We start from the raw sequence: 9,496 nt of genomic DNA, 5'->3' as shown, positions 1-9,496 counted from the left end.
GACCGCGGGGATCGGACCGTGGCGGGCTTGGTCGTAGCTGGGACGGCATCCGACCGCGGGAATCGGACCGTGGCGGGCTTGGTCGTCGCTGGGACGGCATCCGACCGCGGGGATCGGACCGTGGCGGGATGCCGGTGCGTGTGCGTGGGGCCGCGGGGATCGGACCGTGGCGGGATGCCGGTGGGGTGCGTGTGCCTGGGACCGCGGGGATCGGACCGTGGCGGGCTTGGTCGTAGCTGGGACGGCATCCGACCGCGGGAATCGGACCGTGGCGGGCTTGGTCGTCGCTGGGACGGCATCCGACCGCGGGGATCGGACCGCGGCTGGATGCCGGTGGGGTTCGCGAACCTGGGACCGCGGGGAGCGGACCGTGGCGGGCTTGGCCGTCGCTGGGACGGCATCCGACCGCGGGGATCGGACCGTGGCGCGCTTGGCCGTCGCTGGGACGGCATCCGACCGCGGGAATCGGACCGCGGCTGGATGCCGGTGGGGTCCGTGCGCTTGGGACCGCGGGAATCGGACCGTGGCGGGATGCCGGCGGGGTCCGTGTGCCTGGGACCGCGGGGATCGGACCGTGGCGGGATGCCGGTGGGGTTCGCGAACCTGGGGCCGCGGGAATGAGGCCATGGCGGGGGTGGGTCAGCCGCGGCGGGCGCTGGCCTCGTGCAGGGCGCGCAGCTCGTGCTCGAGCTCGGGGGCGGGGCCGTCGACGACGGCTCCCGGGAACACCGCGGCGATCGGCAGCGCCGCCACCGGCGACTCGGGGGCGCCCCACTCGGAGCGCCATTCACCCAGCTGCGCCGAACTGAGCGCGTAGACGATGCGCCCGAGGCCGACCCAGCCGTGCGCGGCCGAGCACATGGCGCAGTGTTCCCCCGAGGTGTAGACCGTGGCCGACGCCCGCGCCGGTGCGGTGAGGTTGGCGCCGGCCCACCGAGCGATGGCGAACTCCGGATGCTGGGTGGCCTCGAGGGCGACGTGGTTGTGGTCCTCGAACAGCACCTCCCCGGTCGCCGAGACGAGCAGTGAGCCGAACGGCTGGTCACCGCTGTCCAGGGCCTGCCGGGCCAGCTCCACGGCCCGGCGCAGGTGCATCAGATCGACCGCATCCACTGTCATCGGCTGTTCACGCCACCCTTCCGGTCACCATGGCGAAGGTGACGAAGGCGCCACCGTCGGTCTCCAGCATGCCCTGCACCGGCGAGCTCGTCTCGCCCTTCAGCTCGAGCACGGCTCGTTCCCACAACAGCCAGTTCGCGCACCCGTCGACCTGCGCCCTCGCGGTGACGCTCGTGAAGGCCCGGCTGAACTCCCACTGCGAGCGCAACCAGTCGGGGGTGTGCCAGGCTGCGGTCTCGGCGCCGACGACGCCGTCGATGTGGTCGGGGATCTCACCGAGCTCGCGCACCTCGGTGGTGAGCGCCGGTGTCGCGACACCCAGCTGGCCACCGGGCCGGAGGAACGTGGCGAGGTAGGGCGGGTAGTGGTCACCCGTGCCGAAGTACTCCCAGGCGTCGATGCTGACGATCGCGTCGAACGAGTGCCGCCCGAACGGCAGGTTGTGGGCGTCGACCCGCATGGCCAGCACCTGGTCGGCCACCCCCTCCTTCGCGAATACCGCGCTCGCCACGTCGGGATCGACCCAGAGGTCGACGGCGACGACGCTGACGCCGTACTCCTTGGCCAGGAACACCGAGGTGGCGCCGCGGCCGGAGCCGAGGTCGAGCACCCGCATGCCGGGCCGCAGGTCGAGGTCGGCGACGAGGTCTTCGAGCAGCCACAACGGATGCGGCCCCATGTCGAGGTCGACAAGCCACCGCGCGTCGTACTTCGCCGAGCGCGGGAACTCCTTCTTGGCCAGATGGTCGAGAGCGGGCATGCCCTGATCCTGACCTGCGGACACGGGTGGCAACAAACGTGTTTCGCGCTGTGGGCTGTGGTAAACCTCTCCCGAGGCGTGCTCCCGGCGCCCTCTCGGTCGTCACTGGCCGACCCCTCCTGGGCGGCGTCGCCCTTCTCATCCGACAGGACGTGGCCCGTGGGTTCGAAGCAGAAGGTCGGTTCGCTCGCGCTGGTCGTTGCGCTCGCGACGGTTGGCATCAGCGCCTGCAACCCCACCCCCAAGACCACCGCCGGCAGCGGCGGCACCGGCGGCGGTGCCGCGACGAAGCCACTGGTCATCGACACCGTCTTCGTGCTGAAGAGCGCCGACCCCGCCCGGAACTACGAGCCGACCGGAAATATCGTCGCTCGTGCGCTGTACGACACTCTCGTCTCGTTCAAGGGCGCCGACCTCAAGACGCCGGTGCCCTCCATCGCGCAGAAGTGGGAGCAGTCGGCCGACGGGTTGACGTGGACCTTCACCCTCGACCCGAAGGCGAAGTTCTCCGACGGCACCGCGGTCACTTCCGACGACGTCGTCTTCTCGTTGAACCGGGTCGAACGGGTCAAGGGCAACCCCTCGTTCCTCGCCGACGGGCTGACGGTGACCGCCAAGGGCCCCGAGACCGTCGAGGTGAAGACGGCTGCGTACGACCCGGCCCTGCTGGGCAAGCTGGCGAGCCCCTCCCTCGGAATCGTCAACTCGAAGCTGGCCAAGGCGGCCGGGGCCTCCGACGCCGAGAATGCCGCCACCGCCGACCAGGCGGAAGCCGCGTTCGCCAAGGCTTCGATGGGCTCGGGCCCCTACGTGCTCGACTCGTTCGGTCTCTCCACCGAGGTCGACCTCAAGGCCAACCCCAACTACTGGGGAGCGACGAAGCCGAACTACCAGCGCGTCGTCATCCGCAACGTCGACGCCGCGCAGCAGAAGAACAATGTCGAGAAGGGCGAGAGCGCCCTGGCGCTCGACCTCTCACCCGACCAGGTCGCCTCCGTCGGGAGCGGGGTCGTCTCCAGCGGGGTGCCGTCGCAGTACACCTTCTACCTGTTCACCAACGCGAACCCCGCGGTCAACAAGTGGACGGCCAACCCCGACTTCCAGGAGGCGGTACGTCGCGGCATCGACTACAACGGGCTGCTCGAGCTCGCCGGTAAGGGCTCGCGCCGTGCGGCGGGAATGGTGCCCGTGCAGTTCGCCGGCTCGTTGCCCGACGACAAGGCCCCTACCTTCGACGCGGATGCCGCCAAGGCCGCCCTTGCGAAGTCGGGCTACGACGGTTCGCCGATCGAGATCTCGTTCCCGTCTGACCTCACGCAGAACGGGGTGTCGTTCACCGACATGTCGACCCGCATCTCGGCCGACCTCAACAAGATCGGCATCAAGACCGCTCTCAAGGGGGCGCCGGTCGCGACCGTCCTCGAGCTGGCGCGAGGCGGCAAGCAACAGGTCGGCGTCTGGCTGTGGGGCCCTGACTTCCCCGACTCGAGCAACTACCTCGCGTTCGGGCCCGGCGGAATCGTCGGCGGCAAGCGAGTGAACTGGAAGGCCGGCTCCGACCCGGCGCTCGAGTCGATCATGAAGCAGGCCGCGACCGAGAAGGACGAGGCGAAGCGGGCTGACCTCATGGGGCAGTTCCAGGAGGGGCTCAACCAGGGCCCGGTCATGGGCCTGATCCAGCCGGCCCAGGTCTTCTTGGCGTCGAAGGACCTCAAGAACCTCACCTACAACCTCGTCTGGACCGTCAACGTGGCCGAGCTGGGCTAAGTGGCGCAGACAGCACGGGCCAGCGCAACGGCAGCACGACCGACGGCCCTGACAGCCATCCGCACGTGAGCGCCCCCACCACCGAGCCGATGCAGGCCCCGGCGAACCGACGCGAGTCGGTCCGTCGGGGCTCCGGCCTCGGCGGCTTCCTCGGTCGGCGGGCCATCGCGGGCGCGTTTCTCGTGGTGGGTATCACCCTCGTCGCGTTCGTCCTCACCCATGTGGTTCCTGGCGACCCCGCCGCGGCCGCCCTAGGGCAGCGCGCCATCGAGGACCCCGCGACCGTGGCCGCGTTCCGCGCCAGGTACGGCCTCGACGACCCGCTGTGGAAGCAGTACTTCACCTACCTGTTCGGCCTCCTCCACGGTGACTTCGGCATCTCGCAACAGACCCGTCGCCCAGTGCTCACCGACCTCGTCGAGTACCTCCCGCCGACCATCGAGCTCGCCCTCGTGGCCATCGTCATCTCGCTCGTGGTCGGCGTCGCCCTGGGCACCGTCGCTGCGCTCAAACGCGACCGGTGGCCCGACCAGCTGATCCGCGTCGTGAGCCTGACCGGTGTCTCGGTGCCGACGTTCTGGCTCGCGCTCACGGCATCCCTGATCTTCTCGGTGAAGCTGGGCTGGTTCAGCTCGACGGGTCAGCTCGACCCCGGCTACCCGAAACCCCCCACGGTCACCGGTCTGCTGCTCGTCGACTCCCTGCTCGACAACGACCCCTTCACCTTCCAGATGGGTCTGCACCACATCCTGCTCCCGGCTCTGGTGCTGGCGGCCTACACGGTGGGGCTGATCACCCGCTTCACCCGGGCCAGCGTGCTCGAGGTGCTCGGCAACGACTACATCCGCTCGGCCCATGCCAAGGGTCTCCCGCGGCGCACCGTCATCCTGCGGCACGTGCTGCGGCCGGCGATGGTGCCGATCATCACCGTGTCGGGCCTGGCGTTCGGGTCGCTGCTGTCGGGCACCGTGCTCGTCGAGTCGATCTTCTCGTGGCCCGGCCTCGGGCAGTACGCGTACAAGTCGTCGCTCGCGCTCGACCTGCCTGCGGTCATGGGGGTGTCGGTGATCGTCGCCGTCATCTACGTGGTGATCAACCTCGTCATCGACGTGCTCTACGGCGTCATCGACCCGAGGATCCGTCTCTCATGACGATCCCCGACGAGCCACGGCTCGAGCTGGAGGCCGAACGGTCGAGCGGCCGTCGCCTCTTCTCGCGCAAGGATGCCGGCATCGACCGTTCGCCGTGGAGCCGCCCTCTCGCCGTCGTCGGCGCAGTGCTGGTCATCGGCTGGGTGCTCGTGGCCCTGCTGGCGCCCCTCATCGCCCCGCACGACCCGAACGCCCAGGACTTCGCCCGGCTGCAGCCCCCGGGCGGCGCGAACCTGCTCGGCACCGACGGTCTCGGACGCGACCTCCTCAGCCGTATCGTCTATGGCACCCGCATCACCCTGCCGCTGGCCGTGCTCCTGGTGGTGCTGGCGACCGCGGTCGGCACGGTGGCGGGCTCGATCGCCGGCTACTTCGGCGGCTGGGTCGACACCGTGGTCATGCGCCTGTGCGACCTCGTCTTCGCGTTTCCCGGGATCATCCTCGCCATGGCCGCGGCGGCGGCCCTCGGGCCGGGGCTTCGCAACGCCGTACTGGCCCTCACCATCGTCATGTGGCCGTCGTACGCTCGCGTCGTACGCTCGATGCTCCTCGGTCTTCGAGAGGCCGAGTTCGTCTCTGCGACCAGGCTGCTCGGAGCCTCCGCTCGTCGCACACTGGCCGTCGACCTGCGCCCGAACGTCGCGGGCCCGGTGCTCGTGCTCGCGGCTCTAGAGGTCGGGAACGCGGTGCTGCTGCTCTCGGGGCTTTCCTTCCTCGGTCTCGGGGCCCAGCCGCCGGATGCCGAGTGGGGCGCCATGGTCTCGGAAGGGGCGCGCAACTTCGACGCCTGGTGGATCGGGGTCTTTCCCGGCCTCGCCATCCTCACCGTCGTGCTGGCCTTCAACTTCCTCGGCGACACCCTGCGCGACGCGCTCGACCCGCGCACCGCGCGCGCCCTCAAGGGCAGCTCGTGACCACCCCGGTGCTGCGCACCGAGCAGCTGCGGATCACCCTGCCCGGCGGTCTCACGGCCGTCGACGGGGTCGACCTGGTGGTCGAGCCCGGTCAGATCGTCGGACTGGCAGGGGAGTCGGGCAGCGGCAAGTCGCTGACCGCGCTGTCGCTCTTCGGTCTGCTGCCCCACGGGTCTCGAGCCCAGGGCCGGGCGGAGGTGGGCGGCCGCGACGTGCTCACGCTGCGCGAGAAGCAGCTGAGGGCCATGCGCGGCGACGAGGTCGCGATGGTCTTCCAAGACCCGATGACCTCGCTCCACCCCATGCTGACCATCGGGCGCCAGGTCACCGAGCACCTGCGCCACCACCACGGGACCGGCCGGTCAGCGGCCCGCGCCCGAGCGGTCGAGCTGCTGACCCAGGTGCGGATCCCCGACCCGGAACGCACGCTCGGCGCCTATCCCCACCAGCTCTCCGGCGGCATGCGCCAACGTGCGGCCATCGCGATCGCCCTGGCCTGCTCACCGTCGCTGCTCGTGGCCGACGAACCCACGACCGCCCTCGACGTCACGGTGCAGGCCGGCATCCTGCGTCTGCTCGACCGGCTTCGGCGCGAGGAGGGCCTCAGCATCCTGCTCATCACCCACGATCTCGGGGTCATGGGGGCGCTGACCGACCGGCTCGCCGTCATGTACGCCGGGCGAATCGTCGAGACCGGGCCGACGCAGGCCCTGCTCACGGCGCCCCGACACCCTTACACCCGAGGGTTGCTCGACTCGCTGCCGCGCACCGACGGGGTGGCTGCGCCGTTGCGTGCCATCCCGGGCTCCGCCCCGCGCCTGACCACGATCCCCCCGGGGTGCGCCTTCCACCCGAGGTGCGGGCACGCGGTAGCGCCCTGCAGCACCGACCGACCCTCCCTTCTCCCCCTGGCATCAGGTGCGCCGCGCGACGAGGGCCGCATGCTGGCCTGCCTGGTCGACCCGTACGCCGCCGCCGGCGAGCGGCCAGGGGGAGGCGCGGTGAGCCCGACATGACACTGGTCTCCGTCACCGACGCCGAGGTGGTCTACCACCGACACGGACGGGCCGTTCGTGCCGTGGCCGGGGCGAGCCTGACCGTCGACCGGGGTGAGGTGCTGGGCCTCGTGGGGGAGTCGGGCTGCGGCAAGTCGACCCTGGCCAAGGCCATCCTCGGGCTCGTGCCGCTCACGGCGGGCCAGATCGAGTTCGACGGCCAGCGGGTCGAACCGCTCGGCCGGGCGGCCCGGCCCATGGCGCTGCGCGGCATGCAGATGGTCTTCCAGGATCCGTACTCCTCGCTCAACCCCCGCCGGCGCATCGGCGAGCAGATCGCCGACGGGATCGTGCTCAGTGGGCAGGCCACCCTGCGCAAGGGCGAGCAGCGGGCCCGGGTGGCAGAGCTGCTCGAACGGGTGCAGCTGCCGACCGAGTTCGCCCGGCGCTACCCCCACGAGTTCTCGGGCGGTCAGCGTCAGCGGATCGCGATCGCCCGAGCCTTGGCGGCCGAGCCCCGGTTGATCGTCGCCGACGAGGCGATCTCGGCCCTCGACGTGTCGGCCCAGGCGTCGATCGCCAACCTGCTCGCCTCGCTCGTCGCCGAGATGAACATGGGTCTGCTGTTCATCTCGCACGACCTCGGTATCGTGCGCCAGCTCAGTGACCGCATCGCCGTGATGTATCTCGGGCAGGTCGTCGAGACCGGCCCGGCGGCTGACGTGTGGAGCCGGTCGGCCCACCCGTACGGCCAGGCGCTCATCGGGGCCATTCCCTCCGTCGACGGCGGAGGCGGGCTGCCGACCGACCTGCCCGGTGACGTGCCCGACCCCGCCGCGCCGCCGCCCGGATGCCGTTTTCACCCACGTTGCCCGAAGGCGTTCGCACCCTGTTCGACGCTCGTGCCCGAGCTGTTGCCCGTGGCTGGAAGCCACCTGGCTGCGTGCCACCTGCACACCCATGCACGCGCAGAATCGGCGTCCACTGATCGAAACCCTCTGGGGGCGAGTTGAACTCACGCACCATATGGCTGACCGGCGCGCGTGTGGTCGATCCGCTCGCCCCGACGACCGAGCCCATCTCGATCGCCGTCGAGAACGGGCGCATCCGCTCCGTGGGGGATGCCGTTCCCGACGGGGTACCCGACGACGACCGGTGTGACCTCGGTGGCCGGTTCCTCGCCCCGGGGCTCGTCACCGTGCACACGCACTTCTCGATCGTCTTCCCCTTCAACGACACCGACGAGAACGAAGCACCGGCCCTCACCGCCTTCCGCTCGGCGGGTCGCGCCAAGGAGGCGCTCGAGGCGGGTGTCACGACGGCACGGTGCGTGCACGAGCAGCACGCCATCGACGTGACCCTGCGTGACGCCGACCGGCGAGGCTGGTTCGCCGCCCCCCGCATCCTCGCCGGCGGCCGGGCCCTGTCGGCCCCGGGCGGGCACGGCCAGGGCTCCGGCTCGGTCTACTGCTTCGGGCCGGCACAGTTCGAGGCGGCCGCCCACGCCGAGCTCGAGAATGGTGCCGACCACGTCAAGATCTTCATCACGGGTGGGCTGGCCCACGCGGGTGAGAGCCCGGAGGACCCCGAGATGAGCGAGGCCGAGATGCGAGCCGTGGTGCGTGCGGCCCAGGCTCACGGCACCTATGTGGTGGCGCACGCCGGTCACCACGCGGCCATCCGCCGCGCGGTCGATGCGGGGGTGCGCAGCTTCGAGCATGCCTACATCGTCGACGAGCCCACGGCTGCACTGCTGGCTCAGGACGGCCTCTACGTGTCCCCGACACTGGCCGTGACGCGCTCGCAGGACTGGATGGCCGCGCACGGGTTCGAGAAGCACTCGCGCGAGAACGCGAGACGGGCCTCGGTCGACCACCTGGCCAGTGCTCGGCGGCTGGTCGCCGCCGGGGTCGCGCTGACGAACGGCACCGACATTCCGCCGGGCGACCGCACGGAGGGCACCACCGCTGTGGTGCGCGAGGCCGAGCTGCTGGTGGAGGCGGGCCTGACGGCCCGGGAGGCACTCGCCGCGAGCACCACCACACCGGCGCGCATGTGCCGTGTCGACCACGAGACCGGCCGGGTCGCGGCCGGCCTCAGCGCCGACCTCCTCGTGCTCGACGCCGACCCGAGCGTCGACATCCGCGCGCTCCGCGGAATCCGGGCCGTGGTGTCGCAGGGCCGAGTGGTGCGTGATGATCTCGGGCTACTGGCGACTGACGACGGAGGAAACCCATGAGCGACCCCAGCACGGACAGCACGAACCTCCCGAACATTCTGACCGGCGCGACTGATACGGCCGGCACCGGCTCGCTCGATGGCGAGGCGGCTCGGGTCTGGGCCGTTCTCACCGACCTGTACGCCGCCTACCTCGAGGGCGACCGCGACCGGCTCGAAGCCCACCTTGGCGCCGGATGCACCATGTGGGACTCCACGATCCCGACGCTGCGCACCAAGGAGCAGCTTCAGGCCGGTCGGACCGACGCAGCACCGGTGGGCGACCCGGCAGCGGCAGCGAGCAGCCCCGACGGCCCGGACGCCGACTACCCGTCCCCGGTCGGTCTCGACGCGACCGAACCCGTCGTGGGGTTGCTCGGTAGTGACGCTGCGTGGGAGACGCACCTGCTCGCAGCCCGCTTCGACGAGGCGTCGCTCGACGAACAGCTGCGGTGCACGTCGGTGCTGCGCCGCGATGAAGGCGGCACCTGGCGCGTCGTGCACCACCACGAGGAGCTGCTGATCGGGCCGGGTCGAGCGGCTCCGGTGCGGCGGCTCGCGGGGGCTTAGTCG

The 9,496-nt window shown here is 70.9% G+C and carries 9 protein-coding genes; 7 read left to right on the top strand and 2 right to left on the bottom strand.

The window, feature by feature from the left end:
- Positions 1 to 639: 639 nt before the first annotated feature.
- Complete coding sequence (locus BA895_RS13885) at positions 640 to 1,119, bottom strand: nucleoside deaminase (protein WP_070192492.1); 480 nt, start codon at positions 1,117 to 1,119, stop codon at positions 640 to 642.
- A 7-nt stretch (positions 1,120 to 1,126) separates the two neighbouring features.
- Entirely contained in the window at positions 1,127 to 1,879 is a 753-nt protein-coding gene (locus tag BA895_RS13880) for a cyclopropane-fatty-acyl-phospholipid synthase family protein (protein WP_070192491.1), read from the bottom strand.
- Between the two features lie 159 nt (positions 1,880 to 2,038).
- Between BA895_RS13880 and BA895_RS13875 the strand changes: the two genes are divergently transcribed.
- The 7 genes from BA895_RS13875 (at position 2,039) to BA895_RS13845 (ending at position 9,493) form a co-directional block, all read left to right on the top strand.
- Entirely contained in the window at positions 2,039 to 3,646 is a 1,608-nt protein-coding gene (locus BA895_RS13875; protein ID WP_070192490.1) for an ABC transporter substrate-binding protein, read from the top strand.
- A gap of 65 nt (positions 3,647 to 3,711) precedes the next feature.
- Positions 3,712 to 4,797 carry an ABC transporter permease gene (locus BA895_RS13870; RefSeq protein ID WP_254666471.1) on the top strand — a complete coding sequence of 362 codons (1,086 nt, stop codon included), beginning with the start codon at positions 3,712 to 3,714 and terminating at the stop codon, positions 4,795 to 4,797.
- Positions 4,794 to 5,711, top strand: coding sequence for an ABC transporter permease (locus tag BA895_RS13865; RefSeq protein WP_083283350.1), 918 nt, complete (start codon positions 4,794 to 4,796; stop codon positions 5,709 to 5,711). The genes BA895_RS13870 and BA895_RS13865 overlap by 4 nt, the downstream gene beginning before the upstream one ends.
- Complete coding sequence (locus BA895_RS13860) at positions 5,708 to 6,727, top strand: ABC transporter ATP-binding protein (protein ID WP_070192489.1); 1,020 nt, start codon at positions 5,708 to 5,710, stop codon at positions 6,725 to 6,727. The genes BA895_RS13865 and BA895_RS13860 overlap by 4 nt, the downstream gene beginning before the upstream one ends.
- Positions 6,724 to 7,719 carry an ABC transporter ATP-binding protein gene (locus BA895_RS13855; RefSeq protein ID WP_070192488.1) on the top strand — a complete coding sequence of 332 codons (996 nt, stop codon included), beginning with the start codon at positions 6,724 to 6,726 and terminating at the stop codon, positions 7,717 to 7,719. Before BA895_RS13860 ends, BA895_RS13855 begins: the two co-directional genes overlap by 4 nt.
- Before the next feature lie 32 nt (positions 7,720 to 7,751).
- Positions 7,752 to 8,945, top strand: a complete 1,194-nt coding sequence (locus BA895_RS13850; RefSeq protein ID WP_070192487.1) for an amidohydrolase family protein — start codon at positions 7,752 to 7,754, stop codon at positions 8,943 to 8,945.
- On the top strand, positions 8,942 to 9,493 hold the full coding sequence (locus BA895_RS13845) for a nuclear transport factor 2 family protein (RefSeq protein ID WP_070192486.1): 552 nt from the start codon (positions 8,942 to 8,944) through the stop codon (positions 9,491 to 9,493). The genes BA895_RS13850 and BA895_RS13845 overlap by 4 nt, the downstream gene beginning before the upstream one ends.
- Positions 9,494 to 9,496: the final 3 nt, after the last annotated feature.

This window comes from Humibacillus sp. DSM 29435 (assembly GCF_001758225.1).
Classification (GTDB): domain Bacteria; phylum Actinomycetota; class Actinomycetes; order Actinomycetales; family Dermatophilaceae; genus DSM-29435.
This window is presented reverse-complemented; position numbering and strand designations above follow the sequence as displayed.

What these genes read in the sequence shown, in the direction of transcription:
- BA895_RS13885 (WP_070192492.1), bottom strand. Translation starts at nt 1,119, where the DNA reads ATGACAGTGGATGCGGTCGATCTGATGCACCTGCGCCGGGCCGTGGAG.
- BA895_RS13880 (WP_070192491.1), bottom strand. Translation starts at nt 1,879, where the DNA reads ATGCCCGCTCTCGACCATCTGGCCAAGAAGGAGTTCCCGCGCTCGGCG.
- BA895_RS13865 (WP_083283350.1), top strand. Translation starts at nt 4,794, where the DNA reads ATGACGATCCCCGACGAGCCACGGCTCGAGCTGGAGGCCGAACGGTCG.
- BA895_RS13855 (WP_070192488.1), top strand. Translation starts at nt 6,724, where the DNA reads ATGACACTGGTCTCCGTCACCGACGCCGAGGTGGTCTACCACCGACAC.
- BA895_RS13845 (WP_070192486.1), top strand. Translation starts at nt 8,942, where the DNA reads ATGAGCGACCCCAGCACGGACAGCACGAACCTCCCGAACATTCTGACC.